Source organism: Streptomyces subrutilus, from assembly GCF_001746425.1.
GTDB lineage: Bacteria > Actinomycetota > Actinomycetes > Streptomycetales > Streptomycetaceae > Streptomyces > Streptomyces subrutilus_A.
In genome coordinates this window covers 1,019,515-1,036,082 of record NZ_MEHK01000001.1, presented here as the reverse complement: position 1 = coordinate 1,036,082, position 16,568 = coordinate 1,019,515, and the positions used below count along the sequence as shown (strand labels likewise).

General features: G+C 73.2%; 17 protein-coding genes. 13 read left to right on the top strand and 4 right to left on the bottom strand.

The window, feature by feature from the left end:
- The first annotated feature begins 33 nt into the window (after positions 1–33).
- The 9 genes from BGK67_RS05660 (at position 34) to BGK67_RS05620 (ending at position 8,753) form a co-directional block, all read left to right on the top strand.
- The gene (locus BGK67_RS05660; RefSeq protein ID WP_069918862.1) at positions 34–597 is read left to right on the top strand and encodes a TetR/AcrR family transcriptional regulator; all 564 of its coding nucleotides are present in this window, start codon (positions 34–36) and stop codon (positions 595–597) included.
- Positions 598–688: 91 nt separating this feature from the next.
- On the top strand, positions 689–1,636 hold the full coding sequence (locus BGK67_RS05655) for a DUF4304 domain-containing protein (protein ID WP_069918861.1): 948 nt from the start codon (positions 689–691) through the stop codon (positions 1,634–1,636).
- A 96-nt stretch (positions 1,637–1,732) separates the two neighbouring features.
- Positions 1,733–2,020 carry a helix-turn-helix domain-containing protein gene (locus tag BGK67_RS40690; RefSeq protein WP_069918860.1) on the top strand — a complete coding sequence of 96 codons (288 nt, stop codon included), beginning with the start codon at positions 1,733–1,735 and terminating at the stop codon, positions 2,018–2,020.
- A gap of 160 nt (positions 2,021–2,180) precedes the next feature.
- A complete protein-coding gene (locus BGK67_RS05645; RefSeq protein ID WP_069918859.1) occupies positions 2,181–2,597 on the top strand; it encodes a hypothetical protein in 417 nt (138 codons plus the stop codon).
- Positions 2,594–3,379 (top strand): hypothetical protein, encoded by a 786-nt coding sequence (locus BGK67_RS05640; protein WP_069918858.1) that lies wholly within the window; start codon positions 2,594–2,596, stop codon positions 3,377–3,379. Before BGK67_RS05645 ends, BGK67_RS05640 begins: the two co-directional genes overlap by 4 nt.
- A 71-nt stretch (positions 3,380–3,450) precedes the next feature.
- Positions 3,451–3,915, top strand: a complete 465-nt coding sequence (locus BGK67_RS05635; RefSeq protein ID WP_208948653.1) for a roadblock/LC7 domain-containing protein — start codon at positions 3,451–3,453, stop codon at positions 3,913–3,915.
- A 69-nt stretch (positions 3,916–3,984) separates the two neighbouring features.
- The gene (locus BGK67_RS05630; RefSeq protein WP_069918856.1) at positions 3,985–4,359 is read left to right on the top strand and encodes a hypothetical protein; all 375 of its coding nucleotides are present in this window, start codon (positions 3,985–3,987) and stop codon (positions 4,357–4,359) included.
- A gap of 204 nt (positions 4,360–4,563) precedes the next feature.
- Entirely contained in the window at positions 4,564–8,142 is a 3,579-nt protein-coding gene (locus BGK67_RS05625; RefSeq protein ID WP_069923655.1) for a bifunctional glycosyltransferase/CDP-glycerol:glycerophosphate glycerophosphotransferase, read from the top strand.
- Positions 8,143–8,264: 122 nt separating this feature from the next.
- Complete coding sequence (locus BGK67_RS05620) at positions 8,265–8,753, top strand: VOC family protein (RefSeq protein WP_069918855.1); 489 nt, start codon at positions 8,265–8,267, stop codon at positions 8,751–8,753.
- On the opposite strand, the gene BGK67_RS05615 is transcribed toward BGK67_RS05620, so the two are convergent.
- Positions 8,750–9,475, bottom strand: coding sequence for an SIR2 family NAD-dependent protein deacylase (locus BGK67_RS05615; RefSeq protein WP_069918854.1), 726 nt, complete (start codon positions 9,473–9,475; stop codon positions 8,750–8,752). The genes BGK67_RS05620 and BGK67_RS05615 overlap by 4 nt on opposite strands.
- A 149-nt stretch (positions 9,476–9,624) precedes the next feature.
- Between BGK67_RS05615 and BGK67_RS05610 the strand changes: the two genes are divergently transcribed.
- Positions 9,625–10,059 (top strand): hypothetical protein, encoded by a 435-nt coding sequence (locus tag BGK67_RS05610; RefSeq protein ID WP_069923654.1) that lies wholly within the window; start codon positions 9,625–9,627, stop codon positions 10,057–10,059.
- Between the two features lie 55 nt (positions 10,060–10,114).
- Entirely contained in the window at positions 10,115–10,963 is an 849-nt protein-coding gene (locus BGK67_RS05605; protein WP_069918853.1) for a GNAT family N-acetyltransferase, read from the top strand.
- Between the two features lie 70 nt (positions 10,964–11,033).
- On the opposite strand, the gene BGK67_RS05600 is transcribed toward BGK67_RS05605, so the two are convergent.
- The 3 genes from BGK67_RS05600 to BGK67_RS05590 all read right to left on the bottom strand — a co-directional run bounded on the left by BGK67_RS05600 (position 11,034) and on the right by BGK67_RS05590 (position 12,754).
- Positions 11,034–11,477 (bottom strand): SSI family serine proteinase inhibitor, encoded by a 444-nt coding sequence (locus BGK67_RS05600; RefSeq protein WP_069918852.1) that lies wholly within the window; start codon positions 11,475–11,477, stop codon positions 11,034–11,036.
- Between the two features lie 350 nt (positions 11,478–11,827).
- On the bottom strand, positions 11,828–12,289 hold the full coding sequence (locus tag BGK67_RS05595; RefSeq protein WP_244291155.1) for a Crp/Fnr family transcriptional regulator: 462 nt from the start codon (positions 12,287–12,289) through the stop codon (positions 11,828–11,830).
- A 162-nt stretch (positions 12,290–12,451) separates the two neighbouring features.
- The gene (locus BGK67_RS05590) at positions 12,452–12,754 is read right to left on the bottom strand and encodes a hypothetical protein (RefSeq protein WP_069918850.1); all 303 of its coding nucleotides are present in this window, start codon (positions 12,752–12,754) and stop codon (positions 12,452–12,454) included.
- Positions 12,755–12,902: 148 nt separating this feature from the next.
- Between BGK67_RS05590 and BGK67_RS39420 the strand changes: the two genes are divergently transcribed.
- Both BGK67_RS39420 and BGK67_RS05580 read left to right on the top strand, forming a co-directional pair.
- Complete coding sequence (locus tag BGK67_RS39420) at positions 12,903–13,289, top strand: hypothetical protein (RefSeq protein WP_069918849.1); 387 nt, start codon at positions 12,903–12,905, stop codon at positions 13,287–13,289.
- 83 nt (positions 13,290–13,372) lie between these two features.
- A complete protein-coding gene (locus BGK67_RS05580) occupies positions 13,373–16,105 on the top strand; it encodes a DNRLRE domain-containing protein (protein ID WP_069918848.1) in 2,733 nt (910 codons plus the stop codon).
- Positions 16,106–16,568 lie beyond the last annotated feature (463 nt).

Here is a 16,568-nt window from a genome sequence, read left to right as displayed (position 1 = left end):
CATGACGTGCCGCCCCCGACCAGGGACCTGCCCATGCGCCAGAACCCGCAGCGCCGTGCCGCGCTGCTCGACGCAGCCATCGAAGTGCTCGCGCGCGAGGGCTCGCGAGGCCTGACGCTGCGCGCGGTCGACGCGGAGGCGGGCGTGCCCACGGGCACGACCACGAACTACTTCGCCAACCGGGCCCAGTTGCTCGTGCAGATCCTGCACCGCACGCGCGAGCGGCTGGTCCCGGACCCGGCGGACCTGAGCGGCCCGCTGGAAGCCCGGGTGCTGCTCCGCGATCTGCTGGACCGGATGCGCCGCGAGCGCAGCGTCCACATCGCCATGCTCGAACTGCGCCTGGAGGCCACCCGCCGCCCCGAACTCCAGGCGGAGCTGGCCGGGTTCCTGGCCTCGGAGCTGGAGGAGAACGTCGCCTGGCACCTGGGGTCGGGCCTGCCCGGCGACCGCCGGGGAGTGGTGCTGCTCTACCTCGCGATGCTGGGCCTGATGGTGGACGACCTCACCGTCCCGACCCTCCTGGACGCCCACCCGGTGGAGGGTCTCATCGAAACCCTGTCCGACCGGCTCCTCCAGGACCCGCCTCCCGCTTAGCGCCTCCGCGGCCGCCCGGCTGCCGGCGTCGGGCGACTGAGCTGCCCGGACGGGGTTTTGCCCGGGCCGCGGGGTTTGTGACACTGGCGGGGTGAACGCCACCGACCTGTTCCACCAGATGCTGCGCCGGAAGATCGCGCCCGCCCTGCGCGACGCCGGGTTCACCGGGACCGGGCTCGAGTACCGGCTGCGGGAGTGCGCGCCCGATCACGCGCTGGTCGGGTTCCAGCGCAGTGCCGGCGACGGTGACGGGGCGGAGCGGTGCAGGTTCACGGTCAACCTGCGGGCCGTCCTGCACGAGGACCACGAGGCCCTGCGGAGGCGGCGCCCCGCGCTCGGGAGCAGGATTTCGGCCAATCGCGTCGGGCCCGTCGGATGGCACACGCGGATCGGGCGGCTGCTCGGCCACCCGCACGACCACTGGTGGACGATCACCGACGAGCGCAGCGCCGACCGGGCCGCCGACGACGTCCTCGCCCTGGTCCTGCGTCACGGCGTGCCCGCCCTGTGGGCCGGACTCGTCGACCTGGCCCCCGAGCACGGCCCAGCCATCGATCCGGTACCCGACTGCCTGGACCCGCACTGCTTCCGGAGCGGGGGCGGCCGACCCCCGGCGGCGGGTGCCCCCGCGCCCGAGGAGCTCGAGGACGCGGTCGTCGTCGAGGTGGGCGAACGCCGGTCCAGCTACGTCATCACCTTCCTCGACGAGGCCTGGGACCGGGAGACCAGGCTGCACATCGACGCCTCCTGGCGCCTCGAACAGCCGGCCTTCGGCTGGGTGCGCGTCGGCTACGGCAGCGAGGGCGACGTACGGACGGCCCCCTCCGCGGGCTGCTCCCTGCCCGCCGACCCCCTGGCCCTGCTCGGCGAACTCACCCTGTGCCACGTCGACTCGGCGCAGGCCGCGCCCGACGGCTCCCTGCTCCTCGCCTTCGAACAGGGCACCCCCCGCGAGACCGGCCTGACCGTCGCCGGAACCCCGCACGCCCTCGCCCCGGACAAGGCCTGGCGCTTCGAGGACTGGACCGAGGTCCGGTGATCTTATGCTCAGGTTTACGCGAGTCAGCTGGTTTTGCGGCTGGTGAGGGACTTTGATGGCTCTGCCAGGCCTCGTACCGGACCAGGGGGACTACTCATGGGCGCCGACCACAGCCAGCAGTGCCAGAGCCACACCCAGCACCGCACCCAGGACCACGGCCAGAAGGACAGCACACCCACCCTGATCGGTTCCGTCCAGCGCGCGCTGCGCCTCCTGGAAGCGATGAACGCCGAGGGCGGGGTGACCGCCAAGCGGCTCGCCCGGCTCACCGGGATCCCCCTGCCCAGCGTCTACCACCTGCTGCGCACCCTCAGCCACGAGGGCTACGTACTGCGCGAGGGCGGTTCGTTCCGGCTCTCGGACGATCTTCCGCTCGCTTCGTGATCAGAAGTCGACGGGTTCCGGCCAAGCTGTCACGCGGTTCGGCGCATGTTCCAGCGGAAAATGCCAGAACGCCGTTCCGCAGTATGGAACTTGAGTAAGTTCCCTCCTGTCGCGCCGTACGACCGTGCACTCCGCACGTCCGGCCGGGAGGGGAGCCCGCGTGCCCGGGATCGACGAATGCCTGCTCGAAGCCATGGCCCTGCCTGGTGCGCGGGGGGCCGCGCTGGTCGACTGGAGCAGCGGACTGGCCCTCGGCACAGCGGGGGACTCACCCGTGGGCGACCACGAGACCACCGCCGCCGAGACCGCCGAGCTGGCCCGGGCCGCCGCCGAGTACGAGTCCTTCGCCCCGGCGGCGGACGCCGCACTCGGTGAGGCGGCCCCCGGTGACGCCACCGGACAGCCCGTCGAGGACCTGATCGTCACCACCCGCACCGGCTACCACGTGCTGCGCTTCGTCGAGACGAGTTTCGACAGCAGCGTCTTCCTGCACCTGTGGCTCGACCGGACCGACGGCAACCTCGCCCTCGCCCGCCTCAGACTCCGCTCCCTGGCGGAGGGGCTGGTACTCAGATGAGCGTCCCGGCCCCGACCGTGTCCGTCGCCGTCTCCCCCCTCCTCACCCGGCTCGCCGCCGAACGCGCCACCGGCGCCCTGTTACGCGACCGGGGCACCCTCTTCCTGGAGAACGGCAACGTGGTCCACGCCGAGAGCCCGGCCACGCCAGGCCTGGACGTCCTGCTCACCACCGGCGGCGGCCTCGCCCCCGAACGGTGGCGCGAGGCAGTGGACCGGGCCGGCGCCCGCCGCCAGGTCGCCCGCTTCCTCGTCGACAGCGGCGGCCTCGCGGGCGGGGAGCTGGAGATCTGCCACATGGCCGCCATCTTCGACGCCGCCTTCTTCGCCCTCTCCCCGGGCAGCGGGCCCTCCCGCTTCCGCCGCGGGGCCACCCACTGGATCGGCTCCGTCCGGTCCGTCCCGGCCGCCGCCGTGGAACGCGAGACCCGGCGCCGCAGGGAACTCCTCGACGCGGTCTGGCCCTACCCGCTGCTCGACACGGCCCCGGTGGTACCGCGGGCCGCCGCACCCGGCCAGACCATCACCGCCCGGCAGCGGCTCCTGCTGCGCCAGGCCGACGGCGTGCGCACCCCGGCGGACCTCGCCTGGGTACTGGGCCGGCCCGCCTTCCACACGCTGCTCGACGTGCGGCGCCTCGCGGCGGCCGGACTCGTCGAGACCCCGCACACCCCGGCCCCGCCGCCGATCGCGGTACCCCTGCCCGACTGGATCACCCAGGCCCAATCCCCGGACGTGGCGCTGCTCCGCCGGTTACGCGACGCACTGGAGGCAAGCCTGTGAGGCTCCCGCTGCGACCGGCCCTGCGAGCCGAACGCTCCGAGCGGAGGCAGCCCGAAAGGAGGAAGGCAGACATGAGCACGGTGCCGCCCGAGGCGGAGGCCGAGATACTCGCCGAGCTGCGCAGGCTGCGGGCCCGCGTGCCCCAGCTCACCGGCGCCCTCGCCGCCAGCGCCGACGGCCTCGTGCTCGCCCAGGACAGCGCCGCCGCCGAGGGCGAGACCGTCGCGGCCCTGACCGCGGCCGCCCTCGGCGTCGCCCAGCGGCTGAGCGACAGCACCGGCCAGGGCGGATTCCGGGAGCTGCTGGTGCGCGGTGAGCACGGCTACGTGGCCACCTACGCGGCGGGCGAGGCGGCCGTCCTCACCCTGACCGCGGAGACGCGCGTCAACGTCGGGCGCCTCCACCTCGAGGCCCGGCGCTCCAGCCTGCGCATAGCCGAGCTCATCGACCACACGCTCGGGCGGCGGGGGCCCGGCTCCCTCCCCGCCCCGCCCCTGCCGCCCGTACCGCCCGCCCCACCCGTGCTGCCCGTCTGAACCCGAACCGGCCGGCCCACCCCACGGAGCCGGTAACGCCCAGCAGAGAACGAGAAAGAGGAACCAGTCATGGCGAACGTCGAGACCACCCTCAAGGAAGCCACCACCACCATCGACGGCGCGCTCGGCGCCGCCCTGGTCGACTACGGCAGCGGAATGGCCCTCGGCACCGTCGGCGGAGGCAAGGACCTGGACCTCGGGGTCGCCGCGGCGGGCAACACGGACGTGGTCCGCGCCAAGGTCCGCACGATGGAGATGCTGGGGCTCAAGGACGAGATCGAGGACATCCTCATCACTTTGGGGAACCAGTACCACCTGATCCGCCTCTTGAAGGGCAGGGGCTCCTCGGGCTTCTTCCTCTACCTCGCCCTCGACCGGGGGCGGGCCAACCTCGCGATGGCCCGGCACCAGCTGAGCCGGATCGAGGCGGAGCTGGAGATCTGACCGGGGACCCCCCCCGGCCGCGCCCCGCCGGGCTGCGCGGCTGCGCGTCGCCGAGGTGGCGGGCGGCTGAATTCTTTGCCGTCCGCCCCGGCGGTCGGCCGTGGTATGCCCGGTATCGGAGGAGTTCATGATTCTGCGAGCTAGTAAGATGCTGTGAGTAGCTGATCATCAACAGAGCACAAAATGCTGGAGAACCTGCCACCCATGCCCCCGCGCCTGAGCATCGTCGTCCCCGTCTACAACGTCGAGCTCTACCTCGACGAGTGCCTGGAATCCATCGCCGCTCAGACCTTCGAGGACTTCGAGGCCGTCCTCGTCGACGACGGGTCCACGGACACCAGCGCCGTCATCGCCAAGGCCTTCGCGGCACGGGACAAGCGCTTCCGGGTCGTCATGCAGGAGAACGCCGGCCTCGGCGCCGCCCGCAACGCGGGCGCCCGCCACATCCACCCGGACAGCGAGTACCTGGCCTTCGTCGACAGCGACGACACCATGCCGGACTACGCCTACCAGCGGATGATCGAGGCCCTCGACGAGACGGGGTCGGACTTCGCCGGCGGCAACGTCAAGCGCTTCCGCTCCGTCGGCATGCAGCAGTCCTGGGGCCACCGGGCGGCTTTCGCGAAGACCCAGCTGAAGACCCACATCTCCAAGTTCCCGGCGCTGGTCACCGACCGCACCGCGTGGAACAAGGTCTACCGGCGCACCTTCTGGGACGAGCACGGCTTCCAGTACCCGGAGGGCATCCTCTACGAGGACGCCCCGGTCAGCATCCCCGCGCACTACTTCGCCTCCAGCGTCGACATCCTCAGCGACTGCGTCTACCACTGGCGCGTCCGCGAGACCGGCGAGCGCTCCATCACCCAGCGCTCCACCGACCCGGTCTCGCTCATCGACCGCGTGAAGTCCGTCCGCCTGGTCCGCGAGTCCCTCAAGGCCAAGCAGGGCGCCAAGTACGTCCGCTACCTCCGCGACTACGACTACAACGTGCTGAGCGAGGAGCTCCCGCTCATATACAAGTACGTCGGTGAAGGCGGCCCGGACTTCCGCGCCGCGTTCGTCAAGGAGGTCGGCGGCCTCGTCCGCGAGATCGGCACCGCCCCCTGGTCCGACCTGACCGTCGCCGACCGCCTGAAGGCCTTCCTGGCCAGCGAAGGCCGCGTCGAGGACTTCATCGCCCTCCAGAACCACCAGCGCGACTACCACTACAGCGTGCCGGTCAAGGGCATCGCCCGCCCGCAGGCGGACTACCCGTTCCTCCAGGGCCGTCCGCCGGTCCCCGCCAAGATCCTCACGCTCGGCCCGCGCGAGCGCCGCGTCGTCAGCCGCCTGGAGCAGGCGGCCTGGGCCGACGGCAAGCTGCTCCTGCGCGGCTACGCCCTGCCCGGCCACCTCGGTGCGGAGAGCCGCCTCGGCTCCCGCAAGATGCTGATCTTCCGCGAGGGGGGCAAGCGGCGCCGCTCCGTGGTCAGCGCCCGCACGGTCGCCTCCCCGATGGCCACCGTGAAGGCCCCGCACCTCGCGCTGCGGCACGCCGACTGGGCCGGCTTCACCGCCGTCGTCGACCCCTCGATCTTCCAGTCGGGCGGCAAGTGGCACGAGGGGATATGGACCACCTCCGTCGCCGTCACCGGAGCCGGCGGCCTGCACCGCGCCCGCCTCAGGGGCGGTGAGCACGACACCGGCCACAACCCGCCCGCGCACTGGGTGGCCCCCGACGTCCGCGTCCTCCCGACGGTCACCAGCTCTCTCACCATCCAGGTCGAGATCGTCCGCGCCCGCGCCCTGGACGTGCGGCCCGCCGGAGACGACGCCGTCGAGATCATCGGCGAGCTCGCGGCCGCGGTCGGCGCCGGCGCCACCCTGCGCGCCGTCCACGTCTCCACCGAGACCGCCCTCTCCTTCCCGCTGGAGACCGGTGCGCCGGTGTCCGGCCGCACCCCCTTCACCGCCCGCGTGCCGCTGGCCGGCCTGGCCGCCGTACCGGACGCCCCGTGCGAGCCCGGCGAGTGGACCCCGGAGCCCTGGAGCCTCTCCGTGATCGGCGCCGACGGCACCGAGCACCGCCTGGCGCACGACGAGCGCGGCGGCTTCGCCGGACTCGTCCTGCCCCTGCCCGGCGGGACCGCGGACCGCGCGCTCTTCGCCAAGCGCGGCACCACCGGACACCTGACCCTCTCCGTGCAGCCCTCGCCGCCGCTCATCGACGCCGTCGAGGCCAAGGACGGCACCGTGAGCCTGCGCGGCCGGTTCGTCGCGCCCGTGGACGAGCCGTACGAGTTCGTCCTGCACAACGCGCACGGCATGGAGTTCAGCTACCCCGTCACCCGCGACGGCGACACGTTCCGGACCACCTTCGAACCCGTGCTCCCCGAGGCGTACGCGGGCCGCACCACGCTGCCCGAGGGCCGCTGGTGGCCCACCCTGCGCCCGGCCGCCCAGGGCGGCACGACCGCGGGCCTGCTGGGCGTCGACCGCGGCGCCCCCGTGCAGATGAGCCCCGGCCTGCTCTTCGCCGGACCGCACCCCCTCACCGTGCAGGGCCGCCGGATGCGGGTCGAGACCCGCTTCCACGACCGCATGGTGCTGGTCGCCGACCCGCTGCTCAGCCCGCACGACCGCTCCCGGTACGCCCAGCGCGTCGCCCGCTTCGAGACCTACCCGGCGCAGCGCGCCCTGCCCGTCAAGGACGTCGTCGTCTACGACGCCTTCCAGGGCAACGGCGCCGGCGACTCGCCCCGCGCCATCCACGAGGAGCTGGTGCGCCGCGGCGAGAAGCTGGAGCACATCTGGCTGGTCCGCGACGGCCGCGCCGAGGTCCCGGCGACCGCCCGCGCCGTGCAGTACGGCAGTGTGGAGTCCTGGGAGCTGCTGGCCCGCGCCCGCTACTACGTGACCAACGACAACGTGCCGCCGCACTTCGAGCGCCGCGCCGGGCAGGTCGTCGTGCAGACCTGGCACGGCACGCCGATCAAGCAGATCGGCCACGACTTCGTGCACGACTACTACACGAGCCCGGAGATCCTGGAGGGCCTGGCGCACGACAGCGCCCAGTGGACCCTGCTCGCCTCCCCCGGCTCGTACGCGACGCCCCTCCTCAAGCGCGCCCTCGGCTACGACGGCGAGGTCATCGAGGCCGGCAGCCCGCGTACGGACGCACTGGTCCGGCCCGACGCCGACCGCGTCGCCGAGGTTCGGCGGCGTCTCGGCCTGCCCGAGGGCAAGAAGGTCGTCCTGTACATGCCCACCTGGCGGGAGAACTGCGAGGGCTGGTCCGGCGGCTACAAGCTCGACCTGCGGATCGACCTGGAGCAGGCCCGCCGCGAGCTCGGCGAGGACCACGTCCTGCTGGTCCGCGGCCACCACCACGTGGGGGAGCAGGTCCGCGAGGGCGTCCGCGACGGGTTCGTCATCGACGTGTCCCGCTGGCCCGACGCCACCGACCTGCTGCTGGTCGCCGACGTGCTGATCTCGGACTACTCCTCCGCGCTCTTCGACTTCTCGCACACCGACCGGCCGATCCTGCTCTTCACGTACGACCTGGCGCACTACAAGAGCACCCTGCGCGGCTTCAACTTCGACCTGGAGGCGAAGGCCCCCGGCCCGCTGCTGGCGGACTCGGCGAGCCTGATCGAGGCCGTGAAGAACGCGGACGCCCTCGGCGAGGAGTACGCGCCGGCGCGGGCGGCGTTCCGCGAGGAGTTCTGCGACCTGGACGACGGCCACGCCACCGAGCGCGTCGTCGACCGCATGCTCGCGAAGGGCGCCGAGCCCGCGAAGTAGGCCGTACGGGCGAATCACCCGCCCGATCACGCACCGCCCCGGGCCCACCGATGAATTACGGGCCCGGGGCCGGTCTGTATGTGAGGACGTACGCACGCAGCACGCACTCACAGGAGACAGCCATGAGCAGCAGCGGATTCACCACGTGCCTCTGGTTCGACGGCAGGGCGGAGGAGGCCGCCGACTACTACCTGTCCGTGTTCAAGGACGGCACGATCGGCCGGATCGGCCGGTACACGGACGCGGGCCCCGGGGAGCCCGGGTCGGTGATGGTGGTCGAGTTCGAGATCAACGGGCAGAAGTTCATCGGCCTCAACGGCGGCCCGCAGTTCACCTTCTCGGAGGCGATCTCCTTCCAGATCCACTGCGCCGACGAGGCGGAGGCGGACTACTACCACGCCGAGCTGACCAAGGACGGTGGCGAGGAGTCCGACTGCGGCTGGGTCAAGGACAGGTTCGGGCTGTCCTGGCAGGTCATCCCGCCGGGCGCCATCGACCTGATCGGCGACCACGACCCGGAGCGGGCCGCCCGGGCCACGGCCGCCATGCTGAAGATGAAGAAGCTGGACGTGGCGGAGATGCGGCGGGCGGCCGACGGGTTCTCCGGCTAGCCGGCGATCCGGGCCAGGAGCCGGGGCAGGGCGCTGCCGATCGGTTCGCGGACGATCTCGTCGGCGAGTGAGTCGTACGGGGTCTCCTCGGCGTTCACGATGATCAGCCGGGCCCCGGCTTCCGCCGCCATGCCGGCCAGCGAGGCCGCGGGCTGCACCTGGAGGGTGGACCCGACGGCGATGAAGACCTCGCAGCCTTTGGCCACGGCCATCGCCTGGCCCAGCACCCCGGGGTCGAGCCGCTCGCCGAACATCACCGTCGCCGCCTTGAGGATGCCGCCGCACGCCAGGCAGGCGGGGTCCGGCTCCCCGGCGGCGACCCGGGCCAGCGCCTCGTCCATCGGGGTCCGGGCGCGGCAGGCCGTGCACACCACCGACCGAGCCGTGCCGTGCAGCTCGAACACCTTGCGGGCGGGCATCCCGGCGAGCTGGTGCAGCCCGTCCACGTTCTGCGTGATGACCCGCACCGGGGTCCCGCCGCGCTCCAGCTCCGCCACGGCGAGGTGCGCGGCGTTGGGCCGGGGCCCTGGCGCGCCGAGCTCGGCGCGCATCAGCCAGGACCGGCGCCGGATCTCGGGGTCGGCCATGTAGTACTCGTACGTCACGAGCTTCTCGGCGTCGGGCTCGCGCCTCCACAGCCCCTGCGGCCCCCGGTAGTCCGGAATCCCGGAATCGGTGGACATCCCGGCCCCACTGAACACTGCGACGAGCGGTTTCCCCATGATCCGACCCTACGTACCGGCCCCGGGCGGCCGCGAGCCGTTTTGCCGTGCCACCCGTTCGGCCGTCTGCGGTGAATCAGGCCCTCCGCAGGGGTGAGATCCGGGCCGCGCCTTGGCCCTCGGCCGCGATGGGCGGGTACAAACCCGGCATGAAGCTCAAGCCGTACAGCCTTGGCGCCCTGCTGCTGACCCTGCTGGCGCCGGCGACCCTGTCGTCCGTTACCGCCCTCGCGGCGCCGGTGGTGGCATCCCCGGTGCCGGAGCGGCACTCCGCCGATGTGATCGGCCGCTTCCTCGTCGGCTTCTACGGCGAACACGGCCCGACCCCGTACGACCGCGAGACACGGGTCTCGCAGGTGCTCAAGGACAGGCAGAAGGAGAGCCCGGACGCCGACGTCCTGCTCTGCGCGCAGAGCGTGCCGCGGCAGATCGTCGTGGGGCCGGTGACCGTGGCCCAGTCGGCCGAGATCGGCTGGGCCACCGTCACCACCCACTGGGAGGCGGGACTCACCGACACCTTCACCGCCTACGTACGCCTGGACTCCCAGCCCATCCGCGTCGACGACGTGATCTGCGCGGGCTGACACCCGTTCGGCGGACCGGTCCCTCCCGGTCTTCCCGGACTGCTACAACATCGGCATGACTGGATTCCAGATCACCGGCGCGAGCGCCGCAGACATGGAGATGATCCGGGGCTGGGCCGACGAAGAGGGCTGGAACCCGGGGGACTCGGACCGGTTCGCCTTCGCGGTCGCCGATCCGGAGGGCTTCCTCGTCGGCCGGCTCGACGGCGAACCGGCGGCCTGTGTCTCCGCGGTCCGGTACGGCGCCGGCTTCGGCTTCATCGGCTTCTACATCGCCCGTCCCGCCTTCCGCGGCCAGGGCTACGGCATCCGGCTGTGGGACGCGGCGATGAAGCGGCTCGAGGGGCGGCTCGTCGGCCTGGACGGGGTGGTCGAGCAGCAGGAGAACTACCGCAGGTCCGGCTTCCGCCACGCCTGGAACAACGTCCGCCACGAAGGCGCTCCGCGGGGCGGGGCGCCGGGCGCCGGGGGCGTGGAGCTGGTGGACGCGGCCTCGCTGCCCTTCGGCCAACTCGCCGCCTACGACCGTCGGTTCTTCCCCGAGGCCCGCGACGCCTTCCTCTCCGCGTGGACCGGGCTGCCCGGCCGGACGGCACTGGCCGCCGTCCGCGACGGCCGGATCGAGGGCGTCGGCGTGGTCCGGCCGTCCAGCGGAGCCGCCCGGGTCGGCCCGCTCTACGCGGCGACCCCCGAGGTGGCGGCCGCCCTGCTGTGCGGGCTCGCGGAGCACGCGCCCGGCGGGTTGGTGTCCGTGGACGTCCCGGACGCCAACCCGCGGGCCGCCCCGCTGCTCGCGAGCCTCGGGCTGGTCCCGGTCTTCGAGACCGCCCGGATGTACACCGGCCCGGCGCCCGCACTCGAACTGGCCGGCCTCTACGGGGTCACCAGCCTCGAACTGGGCTGACCGGGGCGGGGGTTGCCCGGCCCGGCGGCTGTCGACGGACCGCCCGGCCGGTGCCCGGACCGCGTGGCCGTCAGAAGTCGAACAGCGCGCCGCTGGTGTTGCGCATGCCGCACGGGTTGCCGAAGGTGTAGGCGTAGTTCAGCCGGCTGCCCTGCCACACCCCGTCGGCCGTCACCGTCATGGGGTTCCACTCCTTGGTGCACGCGGTGCCGGGCTCGGGCGCCGCGAGGGCGTCGAGTGCCGGGGCGTTCGACCGTAACTCGGCACAGGCGGCGGCCGGGTCGGGGTGCGTCCCTCCCGGTGTCGGTGCGCACACCAGCGTCACCGCGCGCAGCACGGTGCCGGTCGCGGTGTCGTCCCCGGCGGTCAACCCGAGGACGAGCGCGGACGGGGCATACAGGCTTTCCGTGCCGGAGGGGGCGGCTCCGGCCGACCCTGGCCAGGCCAGCGCGGTGAGCGCGGTGAGCGCCATGGCGGCGGAACCGAGCCCGAGACCCCTGGTGATGGACCGCATTGCGAACACTCCCTTTTGGGTTGCTGTTTCGGATAGCGGACAGAGTCTTGCCCACCCGGGCCGTGAACGCCCGTTCGCACCGCAGTTTTTCGTCACCGATCGTGTACGGATGAGCGCAGTCCGCAGCGGTGCGGCATCGGCTCACCTGTACCGGAGCGGGCCGCCGAATCGGCCGAACACCGACCGGAGACATCCCCGAAACCCCTCCGAAACGGCACCGGGCGGCCATGGGGGCCCGGGGAGGCCTCGGCGCGACGGCGGGGTGACTGCGCGGCCCTGGCGGTGCTCTCCGCGGCGCGCGGCCGTCCGGGCGGCGGTGTCCCCGCGCGCCCGTCCCGGGGGTGGGCCCGTCAGCTCGCCGAGGCGCGCGGCGCGTACAGGTCGAGGAGCCGGGTGCGGGTCTGGTGCAGCCGCAGAGCCAGGACCCGCCCGACCCAGTGGCCGATCGCGGACCCGAAGGCGGGATCGGCGTCCATGAGCATCCGCACCCTCGCGCCGTCGAACTCGTACGCGCGCACCGGCGTCATGGCCTCGGCGCTCAGCTGCCACGCGTACGGAGGGAACAGCCAGGACCAGCCCACCAGCTCACCGGGACCGAGGTTCTCCACCGGCGCGGGCGGGCGCCGGCCGGCCACCGGGATCTGCAGGGTCACCGTGCCGGAGCGCACGATCCAGAAAGACTCCGCCCGGGTGCCCTCGTCGAAGATCCGCGCACCCTCGGGAAAATTGACCTCGCGGGCCTGGGACATCAGCAGGCCGCGATGCTCGGTGGACAGCACGGCAGCCATCCGGACGGGGGAAGGTGTGCTCACGACGGCCTCCGATCACGACCCCCCACGGCGCACTGCTACACCCAGTGTCGCCGACGCACGCCCGATCCAGACCGGATCGGACGGCGCTTCTTCCGGCGGGTTCCGCGGACCGGCCGGCCGCGGCCGTCTGCCGCCCGGGTTCCCGGCGGGTCCGGACGCGCGCTAGTCCTCGGCGTTCGCCTCCAGGCAGGCCACTTCCATGGTGTCCAGCACCGCCTCGTGGCTGCGCCCGCTCAGCTCGGCGACGTTCTCGATCTGCGCCGTCGCCCAGGCCGCCAGCGTCATCGCCAGTACCCGGAGCCCGTCGGTGCCGTACTCGGCCAGGATCTCGTCCGTGACGACCATGGCGTCCTCGGGCACCTGCTCGGGCGGCTCCAGCCCGGCGAGGCCGCGCAGCATCGCGAGCGTGCGGCGCGAGATCTCCGGGGTCAGCCTCGCCAGCCGCATGTCCTCTTCCTCGTCCATCCGCCCCACCCCTCCACGCTCCGGTGCCGTGCCCATCCCCTCAGGGCACCGTAGAGGGAGGCGGCCCCGCGCGGGGCCGTTTCGCCCCGGTGACTTCCCCCGGGCCGCGACCGGCCGGTAATTTAACCGGCTGCCCTTCTCCAACGAGGTGCTCCGCACCACCGCCCCGGTCCCGGACGGCGCCCGCCTCGCCGGGCTGGGCCACACCGGCGGCCGCGGCCTGTGCGCCGGCTCCGACCTGCGCGCCGCGACGGGCGGGCACACCGTGGTCCGCTGCGAGACGCACGTCCCGCCGCGCGCCGACCACGGGCACCACAAGGGCCAGGGCCTGGCCACCGCATACGCGGCGGGCATCGCCTTCACCACGCGCGCCGCCACCGCCCCGCCCCGGCCGCCCTCCTCTGCCGCCCCTCCCGGCGGCCTGACCGCCCCGGCCGGCCCGCCGGCCGTACGGGCACGGTGCGATTCGGCATCCGATGTGCCAAGTGGGATGAACCGAAGGCCGATCCGCCCTAGGGTGCGCCCGTACGCATGACCGCGGACCGCCGCTCGGCGGTTTCCGGCCATGCCGCGCGGCCGGTACGACACGGCCGCGCACCACACCGAACTGGGGGGTTCATGCGCAGATCCAGACGAATCGCGGCCGCTCTCGCCCTGTCCCTGGCCGGAACCTGCGCCGGGCTGGGCCTCGGCCTCGTCCCGAGGGCGGCGGCCGTCACCCCGCCCGTGGCGTTCACGGCCGACGCCCTGCCGACCTGGCAGCCCAACGGCGTGGTCTGGGCCCTCGCCGAGGCGGGCGGCAAGGTCTTCGTCGGCGGCACCTTCTCCGCCGTACGCCCGCCCGCCGGCGGCGCCGGCAGCGAACAGCCGGCCGTGAACTTCGCGGCCCTCGACGCCGCCACCGGCGCCCCGGCCTCCTGCGCGCTCTCCTTCACCGTCGGCTCCGGCACCGCCACCGTCCGCGCGCTCACCCTCTCGCCCGACAAGCAGACCCTGTACGCGGGCGGCTACTTCGGCGCCGTCAACGGCACCCCCGTCTCCAGCCTCGCCGCCATCGACGTGGCCACCTGCACCGTGAAGACCGGCTTCCGGCCCGCCTTCGCGGCCACCGTACGGGCCCTCGCCGCCACCCGCGACACCGTCTACGCGGGCGGCGACTTCCTGACCGTCGCCGGCCAGCGGCGCGAACGCTTCGCCGCGGTCGACGCGGCCGACGGGTCCCTGCGCCCCTTCACCGCCCACGCCGACGAACCCGGCCGCGCCGTCGAGGTCACCCCCGACGGCACCGGCGTGGTACTCGGCGGGGACTTCTTCACCGTCAACGGGACCGCCACCCACGCGCTGGCCGTCGTGCACGCCACGACCGGCGCGCTCACCAAGTCCTATCCCGGCTTCATCGAGACCAACTCGGTCGTCAAGGACATCGCCACCGACGCGACCGGCTTCTACACCGCCAACGAGGGTACGGGCGGCGGGGTCTTCGACGGCCGCATCGCACTCGACCTCGCCGGCTTCGGCCAGCGCTGGCGCGACACCTGCCTCGGCGCCACCCAAGCCGTACTCCCGTACCAAACCGTGCTCTACAGCGCCTCGCACGCCCACGACTGCTCCAGCGTCGGCGAGTTCCCCGACGGCCAGCGCCACCACCTGCTCGCCCAGCCCACCACCGGAACCGGCAAGCTGGGCTGGGCCCCCGACACAAACGACGGCATCGGAGAGGGCATCGGCCCCCGCGTGATGGCGGTCGGCTCCAAGGGCGGCGTCCAGTACCTGTGGGTCGGCGGCGAGTTCACCACCGTCAACGGCGCGGCGCAGCAGAGCCTGACGCGCTTCGCCTCCACCGGGGACACCGGCGCGCCCGGCGTGCCCGTCGCCAGTGCCGTCAGCTTCAAGCCGGGAGAGGCCCAGGTGCGCTGGCGCACCAGCCTCGACCTGGACGACAGCACGCTGACCTACCGGATCCACCGCAACGGCTCGGCCACACCGATCGCCACGGTCACCGCCGACTCCCTGTTCTTCCGCCGTCCGCAGGCCTCCTGGACCGACACCACGGTGACCCCGGGCCAGACCTACACCTACCGGATGACCGCGAGCGACGCGGCCGGGAACACCAGCGCCCTGTCGGGCACCGCGAGCGTCACCGTCCCGACCTCGGTCGACGCCTACCCGAACCAGGTGCGCGCCGACGGAGCCCAGCAGTACTGGCGCTACGACGAGTCCGCCCTGCCCTTCGCCGCCGACTCCTCGGACGGCGGAAACCAGAGCGGCGTGCACCTGAACGCCCCCGCCCTGCGCCAGACACCCGGCGCGGTCTCCGGCGCGAGCACGGCGATCGGCTTCAACGGCACGGACACCCAGGTGTACGGGGACAAGCGACAGAGCGTGGGCAGCACCTACACCATCGAGACCTGGTTCAAGACGAACACCACCCGCGGCGGCAAGCTCTTCGGCTTCGGGAACAACCAGGCGCGCGGCAGCAACCAGTACGACAAGCACCTCTACATGACCAACGACGGCCGGCTCGTCTTCGGCGTCTACACCGGCGCCACCCGCACCGTCGCCACCAGTGCCGCCTACAACGACGACCAGTGGCACCACGCCGTCGCCACCCAGGGGCCCGGCGGCATGACCCTCTACGTCGACGGCGTCCAGAAGGGCACGCTGGGCGTCACCACGCACGAGAACTTCTCGGGCTACTGGCACGCCGGCGGCGACAGCCTCGGCGGCTGGCCGGACCGCCCGACGAGCGAGTACTGGGCGGGCCGGCTCGACGAGACCGCCGTCTACCCGACCGTCCTGAGCGCGGCGCAGGTGCAGAACCACTACGCCCTCGCCACCGCCCCGGCCGACTCGGTGGTACGGGTCACCGCATCGGAGGATACCTACGCCAACGCGGGCGCGCCCGACGGCAACTACGGGACCTCGAGCTCGCTCGCCGTACGGGGCACCTCGTTCTACGCGAGCTACCTGCGCTTCAACCTGCCCGCCGCGCCCGCGGGCACGGTCCTGAAGTCGGCCGTCCTCAGCGTGAAGACGAGCACCATGAACGGCGCCGGCACGGCGGACACCGTCTCGGTCGTCCCGGTCACCGGGTCGTGGACCGAGGGCGGTACGACGTACAACAACCGCCCGGCCCTGGGCAGTCCGCCCCTCGGCGGCTTCGCGGGCATCCCGGACGGCTCGGCGGTGCACACGGCGGGCCTGGACACCCCGACCGTCGCCGCGGCCCTCGGCGGCGGCTACGCCCTGGCCCTGAGCAGCGCGGGTACGGACGCCCTGTGGCTGTGGTCCTCGGAGGCACAGGCGAACGAGGGCACCCCGCAGCTGACGCTGACCTTCGGCGCGCCGTGAGGTGACGCCGGCGGGAGTGGGAGGGGCGCGGGCCGTTCCGGTCCGCGCCCCTCGCGCGATCCACCGTCCTGACCGACGGGAAGCCGCGTCGGCGAGCCGCTCGTAGCGGGCGCGCAGCGCGCGGGGCGGCAGCGGTGCCCCGCCGGTGAAGGAGTGGAGGGCGGGATCGGCCGGCACGCGGGCCATCTCGTCGGCGTGCGAGGGGTGCGGGGGGACCAGGTCGAGCCGCCGGGCGGCGATCACGAGCGGCCGGACGACGGGCCGGCGGACCTTGCCCGCCGCGGCCCGGCGGACCTTGCCCGCCGCGGCCCGGCGGGGTACGCCGTTCACGGCGAGGCAGATGCCGAACACCCGGTCGTGTCCCGTCCAGCCGCCAGTACGTCGAGCATGCCCATCCGACGAGTGTCGCGGTACGGGGCGGCACGGGCCACCGGAGTGGGCGGAAGCCGACGCGGGGCCCGGG

Coding starts and splice junctions, on each gene's coding strand:
- BGK67_RS05660 (WP_069918862.1), top strand. CDS start 34: ATGCGCCAGAACCCGCAGCGCCGTGCCGCGCTGCTCGACGCAGCCATC.
- BGK67_RS40690 (WP_069918860.1), top strand. CDS start 1,733: ATGGGCGCCGACCACAGCCAGCAGTGCCAGAGCCACACCCAGCACCGC.
- BGK67_RS05640 (WP_069918858.1), top strand. CDS start 2,594: ATGAGCGTCCCGGCCCCGACCGTGTCCGTCGCCGTCTCCCCCCTCCTC.
- BGK67_RS05635 (WP_208948653.1), top strand. CDS start 3,451: ATGAGCACGGTGCCGCCCGAGGCGGAGGCCGAGATACTCGCCGAGCTG.
- BGK67_RS05630 (WP_069918856.1), top strand. CDS start 3,985: ATGGCGAACGTCGAGACCACCCTCAAGGAAGCCACCACCACCATCGAC.
- BGK67_RS05625 (WP_069923655.1), top strand. CDS start 4,564: ATGCCCCCGCGCCTGAGCATCGTCGTCCCCGTCTACAACGTCGAGCTC.
- BGK67_RS05620 (WP_069918855.1), top strand. CDS start 8,265: ATGAGCAGCAGCGGATTCACCACGTGCCTCTGGTTCGACGGCAGGGCG.
- BGK67_RS05615 (WP_069918854.1), bottom strand. CDS start 9,475: ATGGGGAAACCGCTCGTCGCAGTGTTCAGTGGGGCCGGGATGTCCACC.
- BGK67_RS05610 (WP_069923654.1), top strand. CDS start 9,625: ATGAAGCTCAAGCCGTACAGCCTTGGCGCCCTGCTGCTGACCCTGCTG.
- BGK67_RS05605 (WP_069918853.1), top strand. CDS start 10,115: ATGACTGGATTCCAGATCACCGGCGCGAGCGCCGCAGACATGGAGATG.
- BGK67_RS05600 (WP_069918852.1), bottom strand. CDS start 11,477: ATGCGGTCCATCACCAGGGGTCTCGGGCTCGGTTCCGCCGCCATGGCG.
- BGK67_RS05590 (WP_069918850.1), bottom strand. CDS start 12,754: ATGGACGAGGAAGAGGACATGCGGCTGGCGAGGCTGACCCCGGAGATC.
- BGK67_RS05580 (WP_069918848.1), top strand. CDS start 13,373: ATGCGCAGATCCAGACGAATCGCGGCCGCTCTCGCCCTGTCCCTGGCC.